This window comes from Aeromonas sp. S8(2024), from assembly GCF_041403085.1.
Lineage (GTDB): Bacteria > Pseudomonadota > Gammaproteobacteria > Enterobacterales > Aeromonadaceae > Aeromonas > Aeromonas dhakensis.
The window spans coordinates 1-25726 of record NZ_JBGLRF010000016.1; the positions used below are offsets into that span (position 1 = coordinate 1).

General features: G+C 63.5%; 27 protein-coding genes. 11 read left to right on the forward strand and 16 right to left on the reverse strand.

The genetic code is table 11. From position 1 onward, the window contains the following. The first annotated feature begins 154 nt into the window (after positions 1–154). Positions 155–694 (forward strand): gamma carbonic anhydrase family protein, encoded by a 540-nt coding sequence (locus ACB031_RS22160; protein ID WP_010635500.1) that lies wholly within the window; start codon positions 155–157, stop codon positions 692–694. 89 nt (positions 695–783) lie between these two features. Here ACB031_RS22160 and polA read toward each other — a convergent pair whose 3' ends face one another. Continuing rightward, positions 784–3534: a DNA polymerase I gene (polA, locus tag ACB031_RS22165; protein WP_017766525.1), complete on the reverse strand. Its 2751-nt coding sequence runs from the start codon at positions 3532–3534 to the stop codon at positions 784–786. Between the two features lie 400 nt (positions 3535–3934). Between polA and elbB the strand changes: the two genes are divergently transcribed. After that, entirely contained in the window at positions 3935–4585 is a 651-nt protein-coding gene (elbB, locus tag ACB031_RS22170) for an isoprenoid biosynthesis glyoxalase ElbB (protein ID WP_371140248.1), read from the forward strand. A 72-nt stretch (positions 4586–4657) separates the two neighbouring features. Here the strand turns inward: elbB and ACB031_RS22175 are convergent, their stop codons facing one another. From ACB031_RS22175 to ACB031_RS22190, 4 genes are all read right to left on the reverse strand, one after another. Next, a complete protein-coding gene (locus ACB031_RS22175) occupies positions 4658–4867 on the reverse strand; it encodes a cell division protein ZapB (RefSeq protein ID WP_005307594.1) in 210 nt (69 codons plus the stop codon). A gap of 237 nt (positions 4868–5104) precedes the next feature. Then, on the reverse strand, positions 5105–6385 hold the full coding sequence (locus ACB031_RS22180; protein ID WP_005307590.1) for a hypothetical protein: 1281 nt from the start codon (positions 6383–6385) through the stop codon (positions 5105–5107). Positions 6386–6406: 21 nt separating this feature from the next. Next, positions 6407–7186 (reverse strand): serine O-acetyltransferase, encoded by a 780-nt coding sequence (gene cysE / locus ACB031_RS22185; protein ID WP_005307587.1) that lies wholly within the window; start codon positions 7184–7186, stop codon positions 6407–6409. A gap of 8 nt (positions 7187–7194) precedes the next feature. Then, the gene (locus tag ACB031_RS22190; protein WP_010635505.1) at positions 7195–8106 is read right to left on the reverse strand and encodes a cation diffusion facilitator family transporter; all 912 of its coding nucleotides are present in this window, start codon (positions 8104–8106) and stop codon (positions 7195–7197) included. A gap of 86 nt (positions 8107–8192) precedes the next feature. Between ACB031_RS22190 and ACB031_RS22195 the strand changes: the two genes are divergently transcribed. From ACB031_RS22195 to trmL, 3 genes are all read left to right on the forward strand, one after another. Further along, positions 8193–8888 (forward strand): response regulator, encoded by a 696-nt coding sequence (locus tag ACB031_RS22195; protein ID WP_010635506.1) that lies wholly within the window; start codon positions 8193–8195, stop codon positions 8886–8888. Further along, entirely contained in the window at positions 8885–10240 is a 1356-nt protein-coding gene (locus ACB031_RS22200; protein ID WP_005307577.1) for an ATP-binding protein, read from the forward strand. Before ACB031_RS22195 ends, ACB031_RS22200 begins: the two co-directional genes overlap by 4 nt. A 68-nt stretch (positions 10241–10308) precedes the next feature. Further along, positions 10309–10779: a tRNA (uridine(34)/cytosine(34)/5-carboxymethylaminomethyluridine(34)-2'-O)-methyltransferase TrmL gene (trmL, locus tag ACB031_RS22205; RefSeq protein WP_005307574.1), complete on the forward strand. Its 471-nt coding sequence runs from the start codon at positions 10309–10311 to the stop codon at positions 10777–10779. Between the two features lie 28 nt (positions 10780–10807). Here trmL and dinF read toward each other — a convergent pair whose 3' ends face one another. The 4 genes from dinF to lexA all read right to left on the reverse strand — a co-directional run bounded on the left by dinF (position 10808) and on the right by lexA (position 14414). After that, the gene (dinF, locus tag ACB031_RS22210; protein ID WP_371140249.1) at positions 10808–12229 is read right to left on the reverse strand and encodes an MATE family efflux transporter DinF; all 1422 of its coding nucleotides are present in this window, start codon (positions 12227–12229) and stop codon (positions 10808–10810) included. Further along, positions 12219–12845: an SCO family protein gene (locus ACB031_RS22215; RefSeq protein WP_005307570.1), complete on the reverse strand. Its 627-nt coding sequence runs from the start codon at positions 12843–12845 to the stop codon at positions 12219–12221. Before ACB031_RS22215 ends, dinF begins: the two co-directional genes overlap by 11 nt. A gap of 211 nt (positions 12846–13056) precedes the next feature. Then, a complete protein-coding gene (locus ACB031_RS22220) occupies positions 13057–13344 on the reverse strand; it encodes a hypothetical protein (protein ID WP_005307567.1) in 288 nt (95 codons plus the stop codon). Between the two features lie 446 nt (positions 13345–13790). Then, positions 13791–14414 (reverse strand): transcriptional repressor LexA, encoded by a 624-nt coding sequence (gene lexA / locus ACB031_RS22225; protein ID WP_005307564.1) that lies wholly within the window; start codon positions 14412–14414, stop codon positions 13791–13793. Between the two features lie 204 nt (positions 14415–14618). On the opposite strand from lexA, the gene plsB reads away from it, so the two are divergent. Continuing rightward, entirely contained in the window at positions 14619–17042 is a 2424-nt protein-coding gene (gene plsB, locus ACB031_RS22230; protein ID WP_017766517.1) for a glycerol-3-phosphate 1-O-acyltransferase PlsB, read from the forward strand. Between the two features lie 61 nt (positions 17043–17103). On the opposite strand, the gene ubiA is transcribed toward plsB, so the two are convergent. Together ubiA and ACB031_RS22240 are read right to left on the reverse strand one after the other, a co-directional pair. Next, complete coding sequence (gene ubiA / locus ACB031_RS22235) at positions 17104–17967, reverse strand: 4-hydroxybenzoate octaprenyltransferase (protein WP_017780823.1); 864 nt, start codon at positions 17965–17967, stop codon at positions 17104–17106. Continuing rightward, positions 17964–18500, reverse strand: a complete 537-nt coding sequence (locus ACB031_RS22240; RefSeq protein WP_005307556.1) for a chorismate lyase — start codon at positions 18498–18500, stop codon at positions 17964–17966. The genes ubiA and ACB031_RS22240 overlap by 4 nt, the downstream gene beginning before the upstream one ends. Before the next feature lie 145 nt (positions 18501–18645). Here ACB031_RS22240 and ACB031_RS22245 point away from each other — a divergent pair, with 145 nt between their 5' ends. Together ACB031_RS22245 and ACB031_RS22250 are read left to right on the forward strand one after the other, a co-directional pair. Next, complete coding sequence (locus ACB031_RS22245) at positions 18646–19080, forward strand: flagellar basal body-associated FliL family protein (RefSeq protein WP_005307553.1); 435 nt, start codon at positions 18646–18648, stop codon at positions 19078–19080. A gap of 105 nt (positions 19081–19185) precedes the next feature. Then, positions 19186–19356, forward strand: a complete 171-nt coding sequence (locus ACB031_RS22250) for a hypothetical protein (RefSeq protein WP_005307551.1) — start codon at positions 19186–19188, stop codon at positions 19354–19356. 4 nt (positions 19357–19360) lie between these two features. On the opposite strand, the gene ACB031_RS22255 is transcribed toward ACB031_RS22250, so the two are convergent. From ACB031_RS22255 to ACB031_RS22270, 4 genes are all read right to left on the reverse strand, one after another. Then, a complete protein-coding gene (locus ACB031_RS22255; protein WP_005307548.1) occupies positions 19361–19696 on the reverse strand; it encodes a DUF2799 domain-containing protein in 336 nt (111 codons plus the stop codon). Positions 19697–19831: 135 nt separating this feature from the next. Then, on the reverse strand, positions 19832–19954 hold the full coding sequence (locus tag ACB031_RS22260) for a hypothetical protein (protein ID WP_005307545.1): 123 nt from the start codon (positions 19952–19954) through the stop codon (positions 19832–19834). A 74-nt stretch (positions 19955–20028) separates the two neighbouring features. Beyond that, positions 20029–21009, reverse strand: a complete 981-nt coding sequence (locus ACB031_RS22265; RefSeq protein ID WP_371140250.1) for an MDR family oxidoreductase — start codon at positions 21007–21009, stop codon at positions 20029–20031. Between the two features lie 29 nt (positions 21010–21038). Then, a complete protein-coding gene (locus tag ACB031_RS22270) occupies positions 21039–22061 on the reverse strand; it encodes a LacI family DNA-binding transcriptional regulator (protein WP_017766511.1) in 1023 nt (340 codons plus the stop codon). Between the two features lie 252 nt (positions 22062–22313). Between ACB031_RS22270 and ACB031_RS22275 the strand changes: the two genes are divergently transcribed. The 3 genes from ACB031_RS22275 to ACB031_RS22285 are packed head-to-tail and all read left to right on the forward strand — an operon-like array spanning position 22314 to position 24394. Further along, positions 22314–22757 carry a PTS sugar transporter subunit IIA gene (locus tag ACB031_RS22275; protein WP_371140251.1) on the forward strand — a complete coding sequence of 148 codons (444 nt, stop codon included), beginning with the start codon at positions 22314–22316 and terminating at the stop codon, positions 22755–22757. A 32-nt stretch (positions 22758–22789) separates the two neighbouring features. Further along, positions 22790–23077: a PTS sugar transporter subunit IIB gene (locus ACB031_RS22280; protein ID WP_016349013.1), complete on the forward strand. Its 288-nt coding sequence runs from the start codon at positions 22790–22792 to the stop codon at positions 23075–23077. A 60-nt stretch (positions 23078–23137) separates the two neighbouring features. After that, positions 23138–24394: a PTS ascorbate transporter subunit IIC gene (locus ACB031_RS22285; protein ID WP_005307528.1), complete on the forward strand. Its 1257-nt coding sequence runs from the start codon at positions 23138–23140 to the stop codon at positions 24392–24394. Positions 24395–24459: 65 nt separating this feature from the next. Here the strand turns inward: ACB031_RS22285 and waaA are convergent, their stop codons facing one another. Beyond that, the gene (waaA, locus tag ACB031_RS22290) at positions 24460–25725 is read right to left on the reverse strand and encodes a lipid IV(A) 3-deoxy-D-manno-octulosonic acid transferase (protein ID WP_043171449.1); all 1266 of its coding nucleotides are present in this window, start codon (positions 25723–25725) and stop codon (positions 24460–24462) included. Position 25726: the final 1 nt, after the last annotated feature.

The window sequence follows — 25726 nt, forward strand, 5'->3', positions numbered from 1 at the left end:
GGGAGTGAATTCGTTCTGGCAACCCCTCCCCTGCAATAAAATTGCAAAAAACTGCACTTTTTTAGTTATTCATATCCAAGCACAGCTTTTATACAAACTTATCCACAGAAACCGGTGCCGAATTGCTAGAATGGCCGAAAACAAGGAGGCCAAGATGGACTTGCGACTGAGACCTTACAAGGGAAAACGCCCGCAACTGGGCAAACGGGTATATGTAGACCCCTGCGCCACCCTGGTGGGCGATATCCAGCTGGGTGACGATGCCAGCATCTGGCCCATGGTGGCCGCCAGAGGGGACGTCAACCATATCCGCATCGGTGCCCGCAGCAACATTCAGGACGGCACAGTGCTGCACCTGACCCGCAAGAGTGCCAGCAACCCGGCCGGCTATCCGTTGTTGATCGGGGAAGATGTCACGGTCGGCCACAAGGCGATGCTGCATGGCTGCACCATTGGCAACCGGGTGCTGGTCGGCATGGGTGCCATCCTGCTGGACGGGGCCGTGGTCGAAGATGATGTGATGATCGGTGCCGGCAGTCTGGTGCCACCGGGCAAGCGACTCGAGGCCGGCTTTCTTTATATGGGTAATCCCATCAAGCAGGCACGCCCTCTCAAGCCGGCCGAGATCGCCTTCCTCAAGACCTCGGCCGACAACTATGTCCTGCTCAAGGACGAATACCTGCAAGAGGTCTGAATCCAGATAGCCACAAACAGGAAGCCCGGCATGATGCCGGGCTTCGCGTCTTATATAGCTATATAGGTGTCGATGACGACTGCCAGCGATCAGTGGGCCTGATCCCAGTTGTCACCGGTGCCCGCTTCGACCACCAGCGGCACATGCAATTCGGCAGCGGCTGACATCTTCTCCTTGATGATGCCGATGTATTCCTCCAGCTTCTCTTCGCGGATCTCGAACACCAGTTCATCGTGCACCTGCATCAACATGCGGATCGACTGGTCTTCAATGCCCCGGATCCAGCCATCAACGTTGATCATGGCACGCTTGATGATGTCGGCGGCCGTGCCTTGCATGGGGGCGTTGATGGCGGCCCGTTCAGCAGCTTTACGCAGACCGGCATTGCGGGACTTGATGTCCGGCAGATAGAGACGGCGACCAAACAGGGTTTCGACATAGCCCTGGGCTTCCGCCTGCTGGCGGGTGCGCTCCATGTACTCCAGCACGCCTGGGTAGCGCTCGAAGTAGAGATCCATGTACTTCTGCGCCTCGGCACGGCCGATCCCCAGCTGCTTGGCCAGACCGAAGGCGCTCATGCCGTAGATGAGGCCGAAGTTGATCGCCTTGGCACTGCGACGCATGTCGCTGGTCACCGCATCAAGTTCAACCCCGAATACCTCGGCAGCGGTCGCCTTGTGGATGTCCTTGCCCTCGGCAAAGGCGGTCAGCAGCCCCTTGTCACCGGAGAGGTGGGCCATGATGCGCAGCTCGATCTGGGAGTAATCCGCCGCCACCAGCTTGTAACCGGCGCACGGAATGAAGGCCTGCCGAATACGGCGCCCCTGTTCGTTGCGTACCGGGATGTTCTGCAGGTTGGGATCGGTTGACGACAGTCGACCGGTCGCCGCCACCGCCTGATGATAGGAGGTGTGCACCCGCCCGGTCTGCGGCTTGATCATCAGCGGCAGCTTGTCGGTGTAGGTGGACTTGAGCTTGGCCAGCCCACGGTGCTCCATCAGCAGACGCGGCAGCTCATAGGTCTCCGCCAGCTCGGCCAGCACCTCTTCCGCAGTGGATGGCGCTCCCTTGGGGGTCTTTTTGATGATCGGCAGCCCCAGCTTGGTGAAGAGGATCTCCCCCAGCTGCTTGGGCGAGGAGAGGTTGAACTCCTGCCCGGCCAGCTCGTGGGCCTGCTTCTCCAGCTCTGCCAGACGTACTTCAATCTCCTGGCTCTGCTGATGCAGCAGCTTGGGCTCGATGGTGGTACCGAGCCGCTCCATCCGCGCCAGCACTGGCAGCAGCGGCAGTTCGATCTCGCTGAACACCTTGGCGAGACCCGGCTCCGCAGAGAGCTTGCCCCACAGCGCCTGATGCAGACGCAGGGTGATGTCGGCATCTTCCGCCGCGTAAGGGGCCGCCTGCTCCAGTTCGATCTGGTTGAAGGTGAGCTGCTTGACCCCCTTGCCAGCAATGTCCTCGAACGAGATGGTCTCGACGTTCAGATACCTGCGGGCCAGCGAGTCCATGTCGTGGCGGCTGGCAGTGGAGTTGAGCACATAGGACTCGAGCATGGTGTCGTAGGCTATACCCTGCAGCTCGATGCCGTGGTTGAGCAGCACGTTGCGATCGTACTTGAGGTTCTGCCCCACCTTGAGGCGGGCCGGATCTTCCAGCAGCGGCTTGAGCTTGCCGAGTACCACGGCCTCGGTCAGCTGTATCGGCGCCCCCAGATAGTCGTGGCCGAAGGGCACATAGGCCGCCTTGCCCGGTTCGATGGCAAAGGAGACGCCAACGATGCGCGCCTCCATATAGTCGAGACTGGTGGTCTCGGTGTCGAAGGCAAACAGCGGCACCGCCTGCAAACGGGCCAGCCACTCATCGAATTCGGCCTCGTCCAGAATGCAGCGGTAGTCGGTCTCGATGGCGGCTGCCGGGGCGGAGCCTTCCTCATCACCCTCGGCGCCGCTCTCCTCGCCACCGGACTCCAGCTCTTTGATCAGGTTGCGCAGCTCATACTCGCGATAGACCGCCAGCAGGGCTTCCTTGTCGATGGGGCCGAGCTCCAGCTCTTCCAGGCTCTGCTCCAGCGCCACATCGGTCTTGATGGTGGCCAGCACATAGGAGAGGCGCACCTGCTCCTCCTGCTCGCGAAACTTGTCGGCGAACGCCTTGGAGCCACGGAAACCGAGCGCAGCCACCTTGTCCAGGTTGGCTGCGATCTCGTCGATGCTGCCGATCCCCTGCAACAGTGCCAGTGCAGTCTTCTCGCCGACACCGGTCATGCCGGGAATGTTGTCCACCTTGTCCCCCATCAGGGCCAGGTAATCGATGATGAGCTCGGGCGGTACGCCGAACTTCTCGATCACCCCTTCCCGATCGGTCTTCACGTCCTTCATGGTGTCGATCAGGGTGACATGGTCGGAGACCAGCTGCGCCATGTCCTTGTCGCCGGTACTGATCAGCACCGGCAGCTGTTTCTCGGTCGCCTGACGGGCCAGGGTGCCGATCACGTCGTCGGCCTCGACCCCTTCGACCATCAGAAAGGGGAAGCCCATCGCCTTGATCATCTGGTGGATGGGGGCGACCTGGCTGCGCAGATCGTCCGGCATGCTGGCCCGGTTGGCCTTGTATTCGGGATAGATGTCGTCGCGGAAGGTCTTGCCCTTGGCATCGAACACCACGGCCACATGGCAGTCGGGGTACTGCTTGCGCAGGCTGCGCATCATGTTGGCCATGACACGGACGGCGCCGCTCGGCAAACCGGTCGAGGTGCGCAGATCGGCCTGCTGAGAGGCAAAGAAGGCGCGGTAAAGATAAGAGGAGCCGTCGACCAGAATAAGGGGATTGCTAGGGGCCATGAAATCGTCCTGCCAGAGATAAACAGCCGCTAGGATGCCACAGGGCCCCCCTCACACCAAGAGGGGGGGCGACCCGGCCGAGGGATCCTCATCAACCACCACGCTGTGGATAACTCTGTGCTCAAAAATGGAGTGATTGATGAAGCCCAGTGAAACCACTGTGGATAAAAAATGAAAAACGAATATATAACAATTATTTGAGATCATTAAAACCGATCGCCAGACCGTTGAAATGATCTCGATCAATGTGGAAAAAGATTTAAGGGAGTAAACGCGGCAGGATCCGAAACGAAACAATCCTAGCACAGCAAGATGACTTGACCAGCGGAGGACGAACGATAACCATACAAAAGTACAACAATCCATCCTGGCTCACATTTTCAACAACGAGGAGTCTGTCATGAAAAAAGTGGCCGTGATCTTGAGTGGCTGTGGCGTCTTAGACGGGGCCGAAATCCACGAGGCCGTGATCAGTTTGCTGGCGCTGGCCAGGCAGGGCGCCGCCGTGCAGTGCTTCGCGCCCAATGTTCCGCAGCTCCATGTCGTCAACCACCTGAGCGGGGAAGTGAGCGAGGGAGAGAGCCGCAACGTGCTGGTCGAAGCAGCCCGCATCTGCCGCGGCCAGATCAAGGACGTGGCCGAGCTGGATGCAGCCAACTACGATGCCCTGCTGGTGCCCGGGGGCTTCGGCGCCGCCAAGAACCTGTGCGACTTCGCCATCAAGGGAGCCGAGTGCCAAATCCAGCCGGACGTGTTGAAGGCTTGCCAGAGCTTTGCCAAGGCCAACAAGCCGGCGGCCTATATCTGCATCGCACCAGCCATGATCCCGCTCATCTACGGCGCCGGCACCTTGGCTACCATAGGCCATGACGAGGGCACCGCCAACGCCATCGAGGCGATGGGGGGCAGCCATCTCAACTGCCCGGTCAACGAGTTCGTGGTGGATCAGGAGCGCAAGGTGATCTCCACCCCCGCCTATATGCTGGCCAGCAATATAGTGGAGGCCGCGGACGGCATCGAGAAGACCGTCAAGCAGCTGCTGGCGCTCTGACTGCCAGATTGACCCAAACAAACGGGCCGCTCATGGAGCGGCCCGTTTTCAATGCTCGCGGATAGCGACGGATTAGATGCTTTCGCCCATCTGATCCATCTTGCCCAGCAGGGCACGCAGACGCTCTTGCCAGGCAACGTGCTCGTTGCGCAGCTGATGGTTCTCGTCTTGCAGCTTGCTGTTCTGCTCTTTCAGCTCGTCCAGCTCCATCTTCAGCAGGGAGATGTTGTCGACGGCGGATTGTACTTTGGATTCGAGTTGCTCAAGGACTTCTAGTGACATATGCATACCTGTATGTTCAATTGCGATGCCCCACAGAGGGCGATTCAAGCGCGTGAAGCCAGCATACCCTGATGGCATCGGCACAAACAAGCCGGTGCGCTGTAAAATGCGCCTTCCATGGATGTATTGACTAAATATGCGTCTATTTTTCTCGCATCCTGCGCCGGGGCCACGGCAGGGCCCGCACAAGCCGCCATTGCGCCCGATCTGCTCCCTCTTTCACATCAACCGGACGCCTCAGCTGTGCAGGGCGATATAGGCCCCCAGCAGCAGACAGGCAACCCCGTACATCAGCAGGCCGTAGAGCAGGTTGCCGCGCAAAATGGCCCCGGCACTCAGGTTGTAACGGGAGGCCAGCGCCAGGTTGGAGCCGGAGAGCGGGCTGGTGCCGGTGGCCAGCCCCCACCCCAGCAAAAAGGTCATGCCAAGCAGGCTGGGATCCGGCGCCAGTGGCCACAGCAGCGGCGCCAGCCCGGAGATGCTGATGAGCGGGTGCACCCCGACGATGGCCACCAGCAGGATCAGCAGCAGGGTGAGCGAGGCCTCCAGCCAGCCGAAGTGATGGAAGAAGGGCAAGCCGTGGCCACCGCCCAGCTCGAGCACCGACAAGGCGCTGTTGATGCCGGCAGCCAGCAGACCGGCCCCCAGAAACAGCACAATCTGACCGCCGATGGCGGGAAAGCGCTCCACCACCTGCCGCTTGAGGGCAGGCCCTCGCCCCGTGCTCGGCATAAAGGCAAACGCCAGCAGCGGCGCCACCAGGGCGATCACCGCCAGGATGCCGAGATCCGGCCAGATCTGCTTGATCAGCAGCACCAGCCCGGCCAGGGCCACCGGCAGCCCCAGGGTCTGCAGCCGCAGCGGGTAGCCGGCAAAATCCACCACCCCCAGCCGCTCCACCTGCCAGGCGGTCAATCCCATCGCCAGCAGGGTCGCCACCAGCCCGAACGGCAGGATCTGCGACAGTTGCAGACCGGGGGCATAGGTAAGCGCCACCGCCATGGCGACGAAGAAGGGGGACCAGAAGGCCGCGGCGCAGAAGATCCGGCTCAGCACCAGTACCTGACGCCGCTCCAGGGTGCCGCTCCGTTCCAGCCGATCGCCGATGATGAACAGCACCGAGAGGTTGATGACCGCCCCCAGCAGGTTGAGGCTGGCCATGGTGCTCCACAGCCCCTTGCGCCCTTGCCATGAGGTGGTGCCGGTCAGCAGGCCCGAGGTGGCGAGATTGAGGGTGCTTACCGCCGCAAACATGGTGAGCATGTTGATGTTGGGCAGCAGCCAGTCCGCCGGCTGGAGGCTAGCGCCTTGCCAGCAGGAGAAGATCAGCAGGGCCAGTGCCGCCCCGTACAGGGCCAGCGCCTGACGGCGCGCCGCCCCAACCAGCCAGGGCCAGGTGAGCAGGGAGGCTCCCCAGGCGGCGATGGCCGCCGGCCAGGGGGAGAACCCCAGATAGAGGTGCAGCAGGTTGAGCAGCCACATCCCCAGGATCAGATAACCCGACCAGCGCTTGGCCATCGACTCGCCTCGGTCAGGGGATCAGAGACACTGATCCATGTCCAGCGACGGCTTCTCGCACTCCGGACGGCCCACGATCTTGGCGGGCACGCCCGCCACGGTGGTGTGCGGCGGCACCGGGTTGATCACCACGCTGCCGGCGCCGATCTTGGCGCCCATGCCCACTTCGATGTTGCCGAGCACCTTGGCGCCCGCCCCTATCATCACCCCTTCCCGGATCTTGGGATGACGATCGCCGCTCTCCTTGCCGGTACCACCCAGGGTGACGCTCTGCAGGATGGAGACATCGTCCTCGATCACCGCCGTCTCGCCGACCACTATGCCGGTGGCGTGGTCAAACATGATGCCCTTGCCAATGCGGGCGGCCGGGTGCACGTCCACCCCGAATACCACGGAGATCTGGTTCTGCAGGTAGAGCGCCAGCGAACGACGCCCCTGGCGCCACAGCCAGTTGGCGACCCGGTAGCCCTGCAGGGCGTGGAACCCCTTGAGGTAGAGCAGCGGGGTGGAGAAGAGATCGACCGCCGGGTCGCGCTCCTGCACCGCGCAGATGTCGGCGGCGACCATGGTCAGCAGCTCGGGCTCGCTGCGCAGGGCCAGCTCGATCACTTCGCGCAGGGCGATGGCGGGCATGGTGGCGCTGTCGAGCTTGTTGGCCAGCTGGAAGCTGAGGGCCGAACGCAGGTTCTTGTGATTGAGAATGGTGGAGTGGAAGAAGCTGGCCAGCATGGGCTCTTCGGTCGCCATGCTCGCCGCTTCTTGCTGAATTTTTTGCCAGGTTCTGGCAACCAGATCATCCATGTTGCAGCCTACTGTTGTTCTGAGGGAGTGCCTTGCTGTTCCTTGTGCACCACGGAGATGGGGTCCATGTGGATGATGACATCCATGCGCTCGAATGCCTGACGAACCGCCAGTTCGGCTTCATCGGCAATCTGATGGGCCTTGACCAGAGGGAGCTGATCGTCCAGTTCCAGATGCAACTGCACGAAGCGGGTCGGACCGGACTGGCGGGTGCGCAGATCATGCACCCCGTGTACACCTTCGACGGCACAGCAGAGGGCCATTATTCTCGCTTGTTCCTCGGCTGGCAACTGACGATCGAGCAGCGCCTGTACCGATTCATAACCGATGTGCAGCGCCCCCCACAGCAGGAACAGCCCGATCAGGATGGCAAACAGGCCGTCGGCCCAGTACCAGCCCTGCCCCGCCAGCACCAGTGCCAGCAGCACACCGCCGTTGAGCAGCAGATCGGAGCGGTAGTGCAGCATGTCGGCCTTGATGGCCACGCTGTTGGTCTTGCGGATGACGAAACTCTGGAAACTGACCAGCAGCAGGGTCAGCACGATGGAGCCGCCACTGACCCACAAACCCGCCTCGAGCCGCTCCAGCGGTGCCTGCTTGAGCAGGGAGGAGATGCCGTGCATCACCAGCAGCAGCGCGGAGCCCGAGATGAAGGCTGACTGGATCAGCCCGGCCAGCGACTCCGCCTTGCCATGGCCGAAGCGATGCTCGTCGTCGGCCGGTGAGAGGGCGTAGCGAATGGCCAGCAGGTTGATGATGGAGGCGCTCACGTCCATGAAGGAGTCGGTGAGGGAGGCCAGCAGGCTCGAGGAGTCGGTCATCAGCCAGGCGATCAGCTTGCCGGTGATCAGCAGGGTAGCGGTGGTGACGGCGGCCATGCTGGCCAGCGTCACCCAGCGGGAATATTGTTGATGGCTCAAAACCGGCTTTCCTCTTGCGGTTAAAAATCTATTATACCCTGACCCCTGCGCCAGTCTGGCGCGAAAAATCAGCGGAATGACTTCAGATGCACAAAATACTCCTGGTCGATGACGATCTCGAGCTGACCCAGTTGCTCACCGAAATTCTGACCCTGGAAGGCTTCCAGGTGACCGTCGCCGAGGATGGCGAAGAGGGGTTGCAGCGGCTGGCCGAACAGCACTTCAACCTGGTCCTGCTGGACGTGATGATGCCCAAGCTCAATGGCTTCGCCATGCTGACCCGGCTGCGCAAGACCCACGACACCCCGGTGCTGATGCTGACCGCCCGCGGCGACAGTCAGGATCGGGTCAACGGTCTGGAGGCGGGGGCCGACGACTACCTGGCCAAGCCGTTCGATGACAGGGAGCTGCTGGCCCGGGTGCGCGCCATCCTGCGCCGCACCCAGGGCAGCCAGCCCCAGCGCGGCGGCAGTTCGGACGAGGTGCGCTTCATGGATCTGGTGCTGCAGCCCGGCCTGCAGCAGGCCAGCTGCCACGGCGATCTGCTGGAGCTGACCGCCACCGAATTCGGCCTGCTGGAGTGCCTGTTGCGCAATCCAGGCCAGATCGTCAGCAAGAGCCAGCTCTCCGAGCTGGTGCTGGGCAAGAAGCTGGAGCCCTTCGATCGCGCCATCGACATGCACCTGAGCAACCTGCGCAAGAAGCTGCCTGAGCGCACCGACGGCCAGCCCCGCTTCAAGACGGTGCGCGGCCGTGGCTACCTGTGGCTGGAACAGGCATGAGAACGGCCCGCACCTTCAACGGTCTCTCCACCCAGATCTTCCTCTGGTTCTGGTTCATGCTGTTGCTGGTGGTGGCCGCCGTGGTGATCCTGCCGACCCTGGATCCCCGCAACATCATCCCGCTGCCGGCCCACGAGATCGCCCGTCTCAACAACAATCTGAAGGCGCTGCAGAAAGGGGCGGATCCTACTCAGGATTTCGATCTGGCCCAGGCCATCGACGCCGCCGGCCTGCTGCCGGTGGACAACATCTACCTGCGCGATGCCAAGGGACAGATGCAGTCCAGCACCCGCCTGAGCAAGTTCGTGGTCCGTTTCATGCTCGATTCGGACAACCCGGCCAAGCCCATGCTGGGCAGCGAGCACAAGCGGGCCATCGCCGGCCCCTTCCAGATGGAGCATCGCGGCCAGATCTACCACGTCTACTTCGGCCTCAACGTCGAGAACTCCTATCTGTTCCTGTTCATCCAGATCCTGGATCACCCGATCCAGATCCTCGGCATCGCCATGCTGGTCAGCACCCCGCTCTGCCTGCTGCTGGCCTGGCGGCTGACCCGCCCCATCCTGCAACTGCAGCAGTCGGTCTCCCAGCTGGCGGAGGGCAATCTGGAGGCGCAGATCCCCAACCTGGGGCGGCGGGACGAGATAGGCCAGCTGGCGGATCACGTCAGCCACATGGTCGATACCCTCAAGAACATGATCCAGAAGCAGAAACAGCTGCTCTCCGACATCTCCCACGAGCTGCGCAGCCCGCTCACCCGCATCCAGCTGGCGCAGGCGCTGATCCGCCGCAAGCAGGGTGACAGCAACGAGCTGGCCCGGATCGAATCGGAGATCGGCCGGCTCGACAAGCTGATCGGTGACCTGCTCGATCTGTCGCGGGTGCAGCAACATGTGGAGGCGCCGGTGGTGATGCCGCTGGCCGATCTGCTGGAGCCCATCCTGGACGACGCCATGTTCGAGGCAAACCAGAGCGGCAAGCAGCTCAGGTTGCCGCCGCTGCCCACCGACTCCCTGCGGATGTGGCCCGATCTGCTGGCCCGGGCGCTGGAAAACCCGCTGCGCAACGCGCTCAAATATGCCCGCGAGTTCATCAAGGTGGACTGGTATCGGGAGGGACGGGAGTGGGTGATGACCATCCGCGACGACGGCCCCGGCGTACCGGTGGAGCAGCAACCGCAGCTGTTCCTGCCCTTCTTCCGGGTGGATGACGCCCGCAACGCCAAGACCGGCGGCACCGGGCTGGGGCTGGCCATCGCCGCGGAGGCCATCCTGCGCCACGGCGGCACCATCCGCGCCAGCAGCAACCACCCGGCCGGGCTGACCATCACCATCCGCCTGCCCATCGGCTGAGCAGGCCCTTTTCATCCGCCCGGGCGCTGGGTATGCTGGCGCCCTTTTCGCCCCATCAGGACGCCGTCATGCTCGACATCGTGCTCTACCAACCGGAAATTCCGCCCAACACCGGCAACATCATCCGCCTCTGTGCCAACACCGGCTATCGGCTGCACCTGATAGAGCCGCTGGGGTTCGAGTGGGATGACAAGCGGGTGAAACGGGCGGGGCTCGACTATCACGAGTTCGCCGAGGTGAAGCGCTGGCCGAACTTCGAGGCCTTCCTGGCGGCGGTAGCGCCGACGCGGGTATTTGCCTGTACCACCAAGGGGCGCACCGCCCATTCGGCAGTGCAGTTTGCCGCCGGGGACGCCCTGTTGTTCGGGCCCGAGAGCCGCGGCCTGCCCATCGAGATCATCGAGAGCCTGCCGTTCGAGCAGCGGCTGCGCATTCCCATGCTGCCCCAGAGCCGCAGCATCAATCTCTCCAACGCGGTGGCGGTATTCGTCTACGAAAGCTGGCGCCAGCTGGGCTACCCGGGCTCGCTGCAGGTCTGAACCGGATCAGCCTGGCTAGATAGCGGGCTCAGGAGGAGGCCTGCTGCGCCTCCCCCGCCCCATGGGGTGAGTGGAGCAGCCGACCATCGCGCTCCAGCTGCCAGCAGAGCCAGCCCAGCGTCAGTCCCCGCCCCGCCATCAGGGCCGCCATCGCGGCCCACAAGGCCGCCACGCCCCAGCCCTGACAGAGCCACCAGACCGGGAAGAAGCCGCCGAGGGCCGCCACCAGCATGCTGTTGCGCATCTCCCGGGCCCGGGTCGCCCCGATGAAGACCCCATCCAGCAGGAAACACCAGACCGCCAGCAACGGCATGGCGATGAGCCAGGGCAGCTGCGCGTTGGCCGCGGTGATCACCGCCGGCAGATCAGTGATGTACCCAATCAGCCGGCTACCTCCCAGCGCAAACAGCAGGCTGAAGCCCAGCGCAATCAGCAGCGCCCAGCCGAGGTTGAGGCCGATGGCCTCCCGCAGTCCCTGCCGATCCCGCCGTCCGATGGCGCGGCCCACCATGGCCTCCACCGCATAGGCAAAGCCGTCCAGCCCGTAGGAGATGAGCATCAGGAAATTGAGCAGCACCGCATTGGCGGCCACCGCCACGTCTCCCAGCCTGGCCCCCTGCAGGGTCATGAAGGCGAAACAGAGCTGCAGACAGAGAGAGCGGATGAAGATGTCCCGGTTCAGGGCCAACAGTCGCAGCAACGCGGGCCACTGGCGCCAGCGCTGCCAGGCCCCCTGCCACGCCACCGGCGCCAGCCTGCGCAGGTGACGGCTCACCAGCCAGAGCCCCAACCCGAGCGCGCTGTAGTCCGCCAGCAGCGAGGCGCCAGCGACCCCCTTCACCTGCCAGCCCAGCCCCAGCACGAACCAGGCATCGAGCCCCATGTTGACCAGGTTGGTGAAGATCAGCAGCAGCATGGGGCTGCGCGCATCCTGCATGCCCAGCAACCAGCCCATGATCACCAGGTTGCAGAGCGCCGCCGGGGCGCTCCAGATCCGTACCGAAACGTACTCGGCGGCATAGTGCTGCACCTCGGCGGAGCCGCCGCTAAGGGCGATGAGAGTGGGGAGCAACGGCAGCAACAGCAGCAACAACGCCAGCCCCAGTGCGATGGCGAGCCCCAGCGCCCTTGTCAGGGTGTCGAGCTGGCCGGCCGGGCTGCTCGCGCCATGGGCCTGGGCGGTCAGGCCGGTGGTGGACATCCGCAAAAAGCCGAGCAGCCAGAACAGCAGGTTGATGAGGGTGGCCCCAACCGACACGCCGCCGAGGAACCAGGCCTGGCCGAGATGACCGATCACCCAGGTGTCCACCAGCCCCAGCAGCGGAGTGGTGACATTGGAGAAGACCATGGGCAGGGCCAGGGCAAACACGGCGCGATGGCGGCGCCCGTCTCGCCACCAGGCGGGGGTCAGCATGCCGGAGGACGTCCGTTGCTCATCACTATTCGCCATCCAGCCGCACTATCCTGGCAAAGTCCGACACCATGCTCGCCATCACCACCCTGGGCACCCCGTCCTCGCTCAGACGGGGGCGAAACACGGCCTCCAGCTTGCCGGCCGGATTGATGAGCACGATGGAGGCGGAGTGGTCGATCAGGTAATCCTTCTCCCCCTGATCGGCGATGGAGTAGATGAGCCCCAGATTGCGCACGAAGGGAAACAGCTTGTCGTGAGGGCCGGTTGCCGCCTTGAACTCCGGGTTGAAGAAGGCGGTGTAGGTCTTGAGGCGGGCCACGTCGTCCCGCTGGGGATCCGCCGAGATGAACACCACCTGGCTGCTCGGAGCTATCTTTTTCAGCTCGGGATAGACGGAACGCAGATCCGCCAGGGTGGTCGGGCAGATGTCGGGGCAGAAGGTGTAGCCGACGAACAGGAAGGTCCAGTGGCCGGTCAGGCTGGCCGGCACGAAGGGCTGACCATCCTGATCGGTGAAGGCAAACGGATTGATGTCCCGCCCCGCCGGGTAGTAGTCGGCATGCTCGGGCAGGGAGGGCTGGCTCCAGTAAAAACCGCCCATCATGCCCCCGACCAGCAGCAGAAACAGCAAGGGGTAACGTGGTTTCACCATAAAAAACAAACCCTTTACGTCGACACGCCCGCCAGCCGGGCCAGAATGAAAGGGCTATTGTAACCCAGTGAGCACCGGGCCGGTCACTCCCTTGTCACGGTTGCCCGTTCGCTGGCCAACTTTGGTCAGAAGATGACGCCAGGGTCTGCAAAGCGACGCCGAATCGCCCAAAACGACAGCCCCACCGAGAGGTGGGGCTGTTGCAACGGGGTCAGGGTTGTTGTCGGCGCCGCTCGTGCAGGCGGCGGCTCGAGGCGCGCAGCGGAATGACAGGGGCGGTCCAGAGATCATCGGCCAACCCCTGCTCGTGATGGCTGTGAAACAGGCGCACCAGGCGGACGATCTTGTCCTTCGGGCATCCCAGCCAGATGGTCCAGCAGGCGCCCTTGTGGTGCACCCAGAGCGCGTAGAAACGGGTCATCCGGTTACCCTTGATGAAACGGGTGATGGAAGAAACGGGCGATGCCAGACCCGGATCCCATGGCGAGCTTGAAGCCATACCTGTCCTCCTTGATCAACAGGTCACGTCGACCGGCACCGTCCACCACCGCAAGGGGCGACCCGATGACTGCCGCGTGTCGACTGCGCGAGTGTGCCGCTGTTGTGCCGACTGCCGGCGCCCTGCTGGCCACTCTCCCTTCTATCCCGCTGACGCCTCTGCCCCCGGGCGAGGCACACATGCTGCCTGCACCGGGCGCGAAGCGCTTGTTATTCCCTGCTGCCCTCGGGGTTCCTGCCACCAGCGACGCGAAGCTGCGCGTCTTGCCGAGCATCGGGGGGCGGCTCACGCCAGTGAGCCAGCCTTACCAAATGATATATCTGAAATGAATCGCCTGCGGCGAGCGCCCGCAGACAAAAGTGCCGGGTATCAGGATCTGATTGAAATCACGGGGAAAGGAGCGCAGAAACAACAGGGCCTCCCATGGGAGGCCCTGTTGGCACGGATTACATCCAGTCGGCGTTGCGAATGACACCGACCGCCAGCCCTTCTATGGTAAGGTGCTGGCTGGCGAGATCCACCTCGATGGGGGAGAGCTCTTCATTCTCCGGCAGCAGCCACACCTGGCTGCCCTTGCGCTGGAAGCGTTTGACGGTGACATCTTCGTCGAGCCGCGCCACCACCACCTGACCGTTGCGTACCTCCTGAGTCTTGTGCACCGCCAGCAGGTCGCCATCCAGAATGCCGATGTTCTTCATGCTCATGCCCTGTACCCGCAGCAGGAAGTCTGCCCGCGGGTGGAACAGGGCGGGATCCACCTGGTAGTGGCTCTCGATGTGTTCCTGGGCCAGGATGGGCTCGCCGGCAGCCACCTTGCCGATCAGCGGCAGACCGCTCTCTTCCAGCTGCTCTTCCTCTTCAAGCAGCAGGCGGATGCCGCGGGACGTGCCCGGCATGATCTCGATGACCCCCTTTTTGGCCAGGGCCTTCAGATGTTCCTCGGCCGCGTTGGCCGACTTGAAACCAAGCTTCTGGGCAATCTCGGCGCGAGTCGGCGGCATGCCGGTCTCGTTCATGTTCGCCTTGATCAACTCCAGCACTTCGGCCTGGCGGGGAGTAAGGGGTTTCATAGCATGGGCACCTGTCTTTTTATACAGCACACTGGCAGTATATACAGTACAGTGGCCAAGGCAAGCCGCAGCTGACATTTGTCGCGGCCCTCTGTTCATTTGCCATGGTTTTGATCCCGCGCAGCCGACTCATCGTACCTCTCGGCGACAAGCAGTCGGTGATTTGCTATGCTCACGCCGCATTTTTTTGGAGAGCAGACGCACATGTCCCTTGGACAGAAGATTTCCAGAGCCATCTTGCAATGGCCGGTCAGCGGCTTGGTCAATCACAAGAGCCTGCCGGAAAACCCCATCACGGAACTCAAGCTGGATCCGGCCAGACCCATCGTCTATGCCCTGAAGACCAGCTCGATCACCGACCTGATGACCCTGCAGCAGTGCTGCGAGGATCTCGGTCTGCCCGGCCCCTTCACGCCGCTGGAGCTGAACGGCCAGCTGCTGCCGCGCTATGTCTGTCTGGATCGTCCGCCTCCCCTGTTCGGCAAACGCAGCAAGCCGCTCCCCTTCCTGCAGGAGTTCCACCAGTTGCTGGATTTGCACAAGCAGGATCCGGCGCTGGACATCCAGGTGGTGCCCGTCACCCTGTTCTGGGGCCGTGCCCCGGGTCGGGAAGGCGAGGAGGCCTCCGGCTGGAACATCATCAGCAGCCTGGCACCGAACCGCCTCAAGAAGGCGCTGATCGTGATCCTGAAAGGGCGCGAGAACCTGGTGCGCTTCTCTCCGCCGCTCTCCCTGCGCTACATGGCGGACAAGCACGGCACCGACGAGGCCATCGCCCACAAGCTGGCGCGGGTGGCCCGCACCCACTTCAGCCGCCAGCAGCTGGCCGCCACCGGGCCCAAGCTGCCCAACCGCAACCTGCTGTTCAAGCAGTTGCTCGACTCTGGCGTGATCCAGCAGGCCATCGAGGAGGAGGCCCAGCGCGAGGGTATCAGCCTCGATAAAGCCCAGAAACGGGCTCATGGCTACATGGACGAGATCGCCTCCAACTTCTCCTACCGGTTGATCCGGCTCGGCGAGAGCTTCCTCGGCTGGCTGTGGAACAAGCTCTATCGCGGCCTGTCGGTCAACGGCGCCGAGAAGGTGCGCCAGCTGGCCCAGGAGGGCCACGAGATCGTCTACGTGCCCTGCCATCGCAGCCACATGGACTACCTGCTGCTCTCCTACGTCATCTATCACCAAGGCATGGTGCCGCCCCACATCGCGGCCGGCATCAACCTCAACTTCTGGCCGGCGGGCCCGATCTTCCGCCACGGCGGCGCCTTCTTCATCCGCCGCACCTTCAAGGGCAACCCGCTCTACAGCACGGTATTTCGGGAATACCTGAACCTGCTGTTTGCCAAAGGCTACTCGGTGGAGTTCTTCACCGAGGGCGGTCGTTCCCGTACCGGTCGCCTGCTGCCACCCAAGACCGGCATGCTGGCGATGACCCTGCAGGCCATGATGCGCGGACTGGATCGGCCGCTCACCTTCGTCCCCGTCTACCTGGGTTATGAGCACGTGATGGAGGTGAACACCTACCACAACGAGCTCAAGGGCAGCCGCAAGGAGAAGGAGAGCTTCCTGCAGGTGCTCGGCATCCTGCGCAAGCTGCGCAACTACGGCCGCGGCTTCGTCAACTTCGGCGAGCCGCTGACCCTCAACAGCTACCTCAACGAACACGTGCCGACCTGGAAGGAGCACATCGGCGAGGAGGAGCGCCCCGAGTGGATGGCGGGCACCGTCAACCAGCTGGCCGAGCTGCTGATGACCCGCATCAACGGCGCCGCCGCCGTCAACGGCCTGACCCTGAGCGCGCTGGCGCTGCTGGCCGCCGAACGCCACGCCCTCACCCGCGACGAACTGCAGGCCCAGCTCAACACCTATCTGGACCTGCTCAAGCAGGTGCCCTACAGCCCGCACAGCACCATGCCGGCCGAGGATGCCAAGACCCTGCTGGATCAGGCGATGGAGCTCAACAAGTTCGAGGTGAGCGAGGACAAGCTGGGGCAGATCATCAGCCTGGACCGCTATCAGGCGATCCTGCTGACCTACTACCGCAACAACATACTGCACCTGTTCGCCATGCCCTCGCTGGTGGCGGCCCTGATCGAGCGTTGCGAGGGGATCTCCCGCAGCGAGATCGTCGCCCGCTGCATCGACATCTACCCGCTGCTCAAGACCGAGCTGTTCCTGCGCTACGAAGAGGATGAGCTGCCAGAGCTGATCGATGCCCTGCTGGCCGAACTGCAGCGCCAGCAGCTGATCGAGGCCCGCGACGGCGGCTTCTGGGTCAATCCGGTCAACCAGACCCGCCTGTTGCTCCTGGCCGAGAGCATCCAGGAGACCCTGCAGCGCTACGCCATCGTGCTGACCCGGGTGCTGGCCCAGCCCCGTATCGAGGCGGAGCAGCTGGAAGCGGACGGCCTGATGATGGCGGAGCGCCTCGGCACCCTGCACGGCATCAACGCCCCCGAGTTCTTCGACCAGAAGCTGTTCAGCACCCTGATCCACACCCTGCGCAGCGAAGGCTATCTGGATCCGGGCTGCAAGCCGGATCTAGGCCGCTTCCAGGCGCTGGCCGACAACATAGTGCCACTGCTCAGCACCAAGATCCGCCGTACCATTCAGGCGGGCAACCGGACCTGAGCAGGTACACACCAATGAAAAAGGCCGCATGTCGCGGCCTTTTTCATTGGGGAAAACGAGTTCACAGGTAGCTGATCACCACCCCGGCGAAGATCAGCGCCCCCACGTAGTTGTTGTTGAGGAACGCCTGGAAGCATCCTTCCCGCGCCCGCTCCCGGATCAGCCGCTGCTGATAGACGAACAGCGCCGCCGCCGCCAGCAGCGACCAGTAGTAGCTGGATCCCAGCTCGCTCAGCTGGCCCACCAGCAGCAGGATCAGCAGGGTCAGCAGCTGAAGCGCGCCGATGATCCGCTTGTCGTGGCGGCCGAACAGGATGGCACTCGACTTGAGACCGAGCTTGAGGTCGTCGTCCCGGTCCACCATGGCGTACTCGGTGTCGTAGGCGATGGTCCACAGCAGGTTGGCGAGAAACACCAGCCAGGCCACGGCCGGCAGGGCGTTGGCCTGGGCCGCGTAGGCCATGGGAATGGACCAGGAGAAGGCCATGCCGAGCACCAGCTGGGGGATCTGGATGTAGCGCTTCATAAAGGGGTAGCAGACCGCCAGCAGCAGGGCCGCAAACGACAGGCCTATGGTGAGCGGGTTCATGGTCAGCACCAGGGCGAACGAGATGAGCGCCAGCACGGCGAACAGCGCCAGTACCTCCCGTGGCTTGACCTTGCCCATGGGCAGCGGTCGGCCGGCGGTACGCTTCACGTGACCGTCGAAGTTGCGATCCGCATAGTCATTGATGACGCAACCGGCGGAGCGCATCAGAAACACCCCCACCACGAACACCAGCAGGGTCCAGAGATCCGGCAGGCCATCGGCCGCCAGCCAGAGCGCCCACAGGGTCGGCCACAGCAGCAGCAGGGTACCGATGGGCTTGTCGATGCGAGCCAACTGCACGTAGGCGAGTCCCCGCTCCTTGGTTAACAGATTCACTCCAGCTCCTTGTTGCATGACAGAGAGGGCAAGAAGAGTTCATGGACCAGCAGTGGCCATTGCCCCAGAAACAGACGGGAACGGCGTCCCCAGACGATGCCGGCCGGGCACCAGGGATTGCTCGCAATCTCGAAACAGGCCAGTTGCAGGTGATCGCGCCGGGCAGGCTCGTCACCGAAGATACGCTCACCCAGAGGCTGCTCGCCCAGCTCGCGCAAGCCGCTGTCAGGCAAGGCGGCCTCGGCGAACAGGGTCCAGCCCAGCAGGGCCGGCCCCCGATCACCGTGCAGGATCACCTCGCGGCACAGACCTGCCGGGTGATCGGCGGCCACCAGCTGCTGCTCGTCGGCATCGAGGGGGACGCTGCGGTTGCCGAGCAGTTGCACCGAAAAGTGGTGATTGTGGCGGCGCAGGCGCCGGGTCATGGAGTCCGCCTCCAGCAACCAGGGCAGCAAGGCCTCGGGCGGCTCGCACTGCGCGGGAGTCCGCCAGGGCTCCAGCCGGACAAGGGGAACAGTCAACTCGGACTTCACAGCTTCACCATCCGGAGATTTCCGTTATCAGGTTAAAATCCGGTTTATTATCCGTAAATCAATCGAGAATTGTAAGAACATCCGTGCTTGACGGCCCCGATGGCAACATCAAAAATGGGGTATCTCTTGCTGATGAGCCATCCATATGAAGCTATTCAAATTTCTGCTGGTGTTGTTGCTGAGCTGCGGTGCACTCCAGGCCTATGCCTCCGAAGGGGGGGAAGCACCCGCAGAAGGAGAAGCGGCGGCGGCCAAGCCGGGATTCCTCTACCACCTGCTGGATCCCGACATCATCACCAACTACCTGAGCGACGGTAAAACCCTCGGCTACGTCCGGGTGACGGTGGAGCTGATGGCCGAGAACGAGGCCGACCTCAAGCTGCTGGAGCAGCATGACCCCCTGATCCGTGACGCCATCATCCGCCTGATGGGCAGCAAGACCGCCGATCAGATCAAGTCCCTGGTCAGCCGTGAAGACCTGCGCAAGGAGTGCGAGACCCGGGCCAACGAGCTGCTGGTGAAAGAGAGCGGCAAGAAGGCGATACGCGAGCTCATCTTCACCAAATTCCTCTATCAGTAATGTCCCCTCATCACGAGCGGGCCATGCGATCATCCGGGCCCGCTCGCTGTTTTAGAAATGAAAATTGATTACACTAGGGCCCACTGAGTTGTCGAGGTAGTCGGAATGGGCAACAAGACCCTGTGTGAATGGCGTCGCAGCGAGATCCCGGCCGATCTCAAGACCCTGCGCAAAATCGTGCGCAAACCCAAGTTCGTCTGTGGCAAGTGTGCCCGCAGCGCCAACGACAAGAGCTATCTGTGTCAGCCGCTGCGGTTGAAAGAGAAAGAAGCCTGACCGGCTATTGATCGGTCCAGCCCTGGCGCCCCTGCTCGAACAGCCGGCGCGCCTGGACGTCGTTGGGGCAGACCCCGCGGTACTCCTCGCCGGAACGGCCGGCCAGATAGAGATGTTCCGGCCGGCAGTACCAGGCCAGCCCCTTCTGGTGTCCCTGTTTCCACAGCTCGGCATTCACCTTCTCGCCGCACTGGGCCTGATGGAACTCGACCCGCTCGGCGGTCAGGCCCAGCTTGCCATCCGCCTCCCCCACCTCGCTCCACACCTTCTCGCACGGATCATCCGAGTGGGAGGCACAGCCCCCAAGCAGGGCGGCAAACACTATCACCGAGAGTCGCATAATCATCCTTGAGTGTCGTTTGGGCAGTTCATTCTAGCCAGCCCGCCGCCGGCCTCCAAGTGCCCGTCCCCATTCCTGTGAGCCGCCCAAAAAAACAGGCGGGCCCGAGGCCCGCCTGTGTATTCAATACGCGGATTACTGGTCGTCGAGAGGGTCATCGTCCTGCCAGCTCTCGTCTTCCCATTCATCCAGCTCGTCCTCCCAGGATTCCGGTTCCCACTCGTCGTCGAGGTCGTAATCCGGCTTGTGTCCACCCATGCTCATTCTCCTTGGATAGTGCACCCGCACTCAAAGTCTATCCAGAAAAATGGGGCTCGCCAGTCAGCGGAAGTTCAAAGTTTGACCAGGGTGCGGCCAGCAATCTTGCCCTGGGTGATGGCCTCGGCGGCCTCCACCACCTGCTCCAGTCCAATCTCGGTCACCGCCTGCGCGAAGAAGCTGGCGGGCAGATCCCGGGCCAGTCGCTGCCAGGCCAGCTGGCGACGTGCCAGCGGGCACATCACCGAGTCGACCCCTTGCAACCGCACGTTGCGCAGGATGAAAGGCATCACGCTGGTGGGCAGATCGAAACCGCCCGCCAGACCGCAGGCCGCTACGGCGCCGCCGTAGTTCATCTGGGCCAGCAGCTTGGCCAGCACCTGACTGCCGACACTGTCGATCGCCCCGGCCCACAGCTGCTTCTCGAGCGGCTTGGCAGGCTCCAGCAGCTCGCTGCGCGGCACGATGCGGCTGGCACCGAGCGCGGTCAGCAGCTCGCCCTGCTCCTCGGGACGACCGGTCAGCGCCGCCACCTGATAACCCAGCGCGGACAGCAGTGCGACGGCAGTGGAGCCTACCCCGCCGGCGGCGCCGGTCACCAGGATCTCGCCGCTGTGCGGGGTCACTCCCGCCTCTTCCAGCGCCAGCACGCAGAGCATGGCGGTCAGGCCGGCGGTGCCGATGCACATGGCCTGGCGCTCATCCAGCCCGGCCGGCAGCGGCACCAGCCAGTCGGCCTTGACCCGCGCCTGTTCGGCCATGCCGCCCCAGTGCCCTTCCCCCACACCCCAGCCGGTCAACACTACCTTGTCGCCCGGCTGATAACGCTCGTCGGCAGACTCGAGCACGGTACCGGCGAAGTCGATGCCGGGCACCAGCGGCCACTGGCGCACTATCTTGCCCTTGCCGGTGATGGCCAGCCCGTCCTTGTAGTTGATGGAGCTGTAACTCACCGCCACCCGCACTTCGCCTTCCGGCAGCTGGCTCTCGCCCAGCCGGGTGAGGGTCGGTACCGTCTTGCCTTCTTGGTTTTCCAGTAACAGAGCCTTGAACATGGTTGCCTCTTTGATGAGTGTGAAAAGGATCAGCTGCTTTGCCGCTTCTGCAGCTGGAAGTCGAGGGTCAGCGCCGAGCCCATGACGGGTTCACCGGCCAGCTGACGCAAGATGAGATCGGCTGCCTCCTGCCCCATCCGCTGATAGGGGATGCGGACCGAGGTGAGGGCCGGGTAGCAGGCGCGCGCCACGTCCAGATCGTCGAAACCGGCGATGGCGAGCTTGCCCGGCACGTTCAGATGGCGACGCTGGCATTCGAACAGTACCCCGGCCGCCAGCTCGTCGTTGACGCAGACCAGCGCATCCAGCTCGGGCCAGCGCAGCAGGAACTCCCCCAGCATGGCCGCCCCGGTACTGAAGCTGGGTCGCTCCGAGGTGTTGATGATGGCGTCGGGGGAGAGGTAGTTGTCCAGCAGTGCCTTCTGCCAGCCCTGCATGCGCTGCTGCAGCATCCACTGCTCCTGGCGGGCGCAGAGAAAGCCGATGTTGCGGTAGCCGCGCTCGATGAGGTGGCGGGTCAGCTGATAGCCGGCATCGAAGTTGGAGACCCCGACGTTCATGTCGATGGGGCTGCGGGCCATGGCCCCCACCTCCACCACCGGCAGGCGAGCCGCCTTCAGCCGCTGGCGGATGGTCTCGCCGGGATCGCTGCCAAACAGCACCACGGCCGCCGGATTATGCTGCAGAAAGCTGGTCAGCAGGCTCTCCTCCTGCTGCTTAAGGTGCTGGGCATCCCCCAGCATGATCTGGTAACCCTCCCGGCGCAGGCTCTGCTGCAGTCCGGCAATTACCTCGCCGCAGCCGCAGTCGGTCAGGCTGGGCACGATCACCACTATGGTCTGGGAGGTGGCGGAAGCCAGCGCCCCCGCCGCCCGGTTGGGGATATAGCCGAGTTCGTCCACCGCCGCCTCGATGCGCTCGCGCATCTTGTCGGATACCAGCTCGGGGGTGCGCAGGGCGCGCGACACCGTCATGGCCCCCACGCCGGCCAGCTGGGCCACATCGTTGAGGGTCACCCGACCCGTGCTACGGCGTTTCTTCGCTTCTGACATCCTTTCCCTTCCTCGGCATACGGGTACTCACTTTAAGGCAAAAGTGGGGCACTGACTATTTGCTCAAACCGGATTTTACCCCCTTTGAGGCCGACAAGGGGCAGGATGAATCCCTTCTGTGAGAGAAATGATAGCGCTATCACAATTCGATGTTAGCGCTACCTGGTAGCGCTAACTTTCGCGATCAGGCTCACAGTTATCAGCTGGCAAGATCGCTAGATTGGCGCCATCTTATCCAGCCCGGACACTGCCATGCTGACCCAATTGCTGACCGAAGAGGTCATTTCCATCGAAGCGGGCGCCCGCGACTGGCGCCACGCCATCGAGCTGTCCACCGCCCCCCTGCTGGCCAACGGCACCATAGAACCCTCCTATGTGGCGGCGCTCTACCGCTCCCACGAGGAGCTCGGCCCCTACTACGTGCTGGGCCCGGGCCTGGCCATGCCTCACGCCCGCCCGGAAGACGGCGTCAACCGGCTGGGACTGGCGCTGACCGTGCTGAAGGAGGGGGTCAACTTCGGCTCCGAGGGCAACGACCCGGTCCGGCTGCTGGTCACCCTGGCCGCCAGCGACAGCAACTCCCACGTGGAGACCATCGCCCAGCTGGCCGAGCTGTTCATGAATGAAGAAGACGTGGCGGCCATCATGGCGGCCACCAGCAAAGACGACATCCTGCGCATCCTGGCGCGTTATTGAGTGGCGCCCTGCGCCCGACAGAGGAAGAGCACATGAAGATTCTGGTTGTATGCGGACACGGCCTGGGCACCAGCCTGATGATGGAGATGAGCATCAAGAGCATTCTCAAGGAGCTGGCCGTGACGGCCGAGGTGGATCACCGGGATCTCGCTTCCGCCGGCAGCGAGAGCGCCGAGATCTTTGTCGCCACCCGCGACATCGCCGAACAGCTGGTCAGCATGGGCGTCGACGGCCGGCTGGTGTCCTTGGACAACATGGTCGACAAGGCCGCCATGAAAGAAAAACTCGCCATCGCCCTGCGCGAGCTGGGCGCACTCTAACCCCTTTGCGACTGTCTGGGCGGCCCATGAGCCGCCACTTCCATCTGCTTGGAGCTGACCATGGAATTTTTCAATTTTCTGATGTTTGACGTGCTGTCGGAGCCAGCCGTGCTGGTTGGCCTGATCGCCCTCATCGGCCTGATCGCCCAGAAGAAACCGGTGACCGAGTGCATCAAGGGCACGGTCAAGACCATCATGGGCTTCGTCATCCTGGGGGCCGGCGCCACCCTGGTGGTGAACTCGCTGGGCGACTTCGCCACCATCTTCCAGCACGCCTTCGGCATCAAGGGGGTGGTGCCCAACAACGAGGCTATCGTCTCCATCGCCCAGCAGTCGTTCGGCAAGGAGATGGCGATGATCATGTTCTTCGCCATGCTGGTGAACATCCTGATCGCCCGGCTCACCCCGTGGAAGTTCATCTTCCTGACCGGTCACCACACCCTGTTCATGTCGATGATGGTGGCGGCCATCCTCTCCGCCGGCGGCATGAGCGGCATCCCGCTCATCGCGGTGGGCAGCCTGGTGGTCGGCGTGACCATGGTGCTGTTCCCGGCCCTCGCCCACCCCTACATGAAGCAGATCACCGGCTCAGACGACGTGGCGCTCGGCCACTTCTCCACCTGCTCCTACGTGCTGGCCGGCTGGATCGGCGCCAAGTTCGGCAACAAGGCCCACAGCAGCGAAGAGGTGCAGGTGCCCAAGAGCCTGCTGTTCCTGCGCGATACCCCGGTGGCCATCTCCTTCACCATGGGGATCATCTTCCTTATCACCTCTCTGTTTGCCGGTGCGGATTACGTATCGGAAGTCGCCAAGGGCAAGCACTGGTTCATGTTCTCCCTGATGCAGTCCATCACCTTCGCCGCCGGGGTCTACGTGATCCTGCAGGGGGTACGGATGGTCATCGCCGAAATCGTGCCGGCCTTCAAGGGGATCTCCGACAAGCTGGTACCCAACGCCAAGCCGGCGCTGGACTGCCCCATCGTCTTCCCCTATGCCCCCAATGCGGTGTTGATCGGCTTCCTGTCGAGCTTTGCCGCCGGGCTGGTGGGCATGGTGCTGCTCTACCTGCTGGGGCTCACCGTCATCATTCCGGGCGTCGTGCCACACTTCTTCGTCGGCGCGGCGGCCGGGGTGTTCGGCAATGCCACCGGCGGCCGTCGCGGCGCCATGCTCGGGGCCTTCGCCAATGGCCTGCTGATCACCTTCCTGCCGGTGTTCCTGCTGCCGGTGCTGGGGGATCTCGGCTTTGCCAACACCACCTTCAGCGATGCCGATTTCGGCGTGGTGGGGATCCTGCTTGGCCTGATCATGCGCTGAGCCGGTCTCTGAAATGCAAAACGGAGCGCGAAGCGCTCCGTTTTTTTATGCCCACCACTCCCGACTCAGTCGTTCTCCAGGCTGGCGAGGCAGTGAGACAGGGTGCGCGCCAGCGCTCCCTGGTTGCGCAGCACCACGGCGCGAGCCTGCTCGCCCATCTCCCGGCGCCGGCCCTCGTCGGCCAGCAGCGCGCTCACCTGCTCCCCCAGCTCGGCGGCATCGGCCACCACGGCCGCGCCACCCTGAGCCACCAGCTGGCGGGTGATGTCGCTGAAGTTGAAGTAGGCGGGGCCGCTCAGGCAGGGTTTGCCGAGCGCAGCAGGCTCCAGCAGGTTGTGGCCGCCCACCTTGACCAGGCTGCCGCCGACGAAGGCCACATCGGCCGCCGCCAGCATCAGCGGCAGCTCGCCCATGGTATCCCCCAGGTAGACCTTGTCGCGCTCGCCCACCGCACTGCCCGCCGTGCGCCGCACGCAGCCGTAGGGGGCGCACAGCGCTGCCACCCGCTCGAACCGCTCGGGGTGGCGCGGCACCAGAATGAGCAGCGCAGCGGGATGACGTTTGAGCAACAGATCAAAGGCGGCCAGCACCTGTTCGTCCTCTCCCTGATGGGTGCTGGCGGCAATCCAGACCGGCCGCTCCGCCCCCAGCAGCTGGCGCAGGGCACGACCTTTGGTCTGTACCTGCTCATCGAGCTGGATGTCGAACTTGATGGAGCCGGTCACCGCCAGCCGCTCGCGTCCCACTCCCAGCCGATGAAAGCGGTCCGCGTCGTCCTGGTGCTGGCAGAGCAGGTGGGTCAGCGGCCGGCTGAGAGCATCGAAGGCGCCCTGAAAACGGGCGTAACGCCGGCAGGATCGCTCCGAGAGGCGGGCATTGATGATGGTTACCGGCAGGTGACGCGCCTCGCAGGCCGCCAGCCAGTTTGGCCACAGTTCGGTTTCCATCACCCAGAGCGCGCGCGGTTTGATGGCCTTGAGGAACGCCGCCACCGCCCAGGGGTAATCGAGCGGCGCGTAGCGGTGCTCCACCAGATCCCCCAGCCTGGCAGCCTGTTCGGCGCCGGTGCGGGTGGTGGTGGTGAGCAGGATCGGCAAGAAGGGCCGCTCGGCCTTGAGGGCGCGGATAAAGGGGCTGATGGCCAGCGTCTCCCCCACGCTCACCGCATGGATCCAGAGCGGCGCCTCCTGCCCGGTGGCGGGCGTTAGCCCCAGGTGCTCGCTCCAGCGCTTGCCAAAACCGGGTTTGCCCCTCTTCGGCTTGTAGAGCGCCAGCAATGCCAGCGGCAACCCCAGGTGGATCAGCAGGTTGTAGAGCAGCCGATAGCCCATG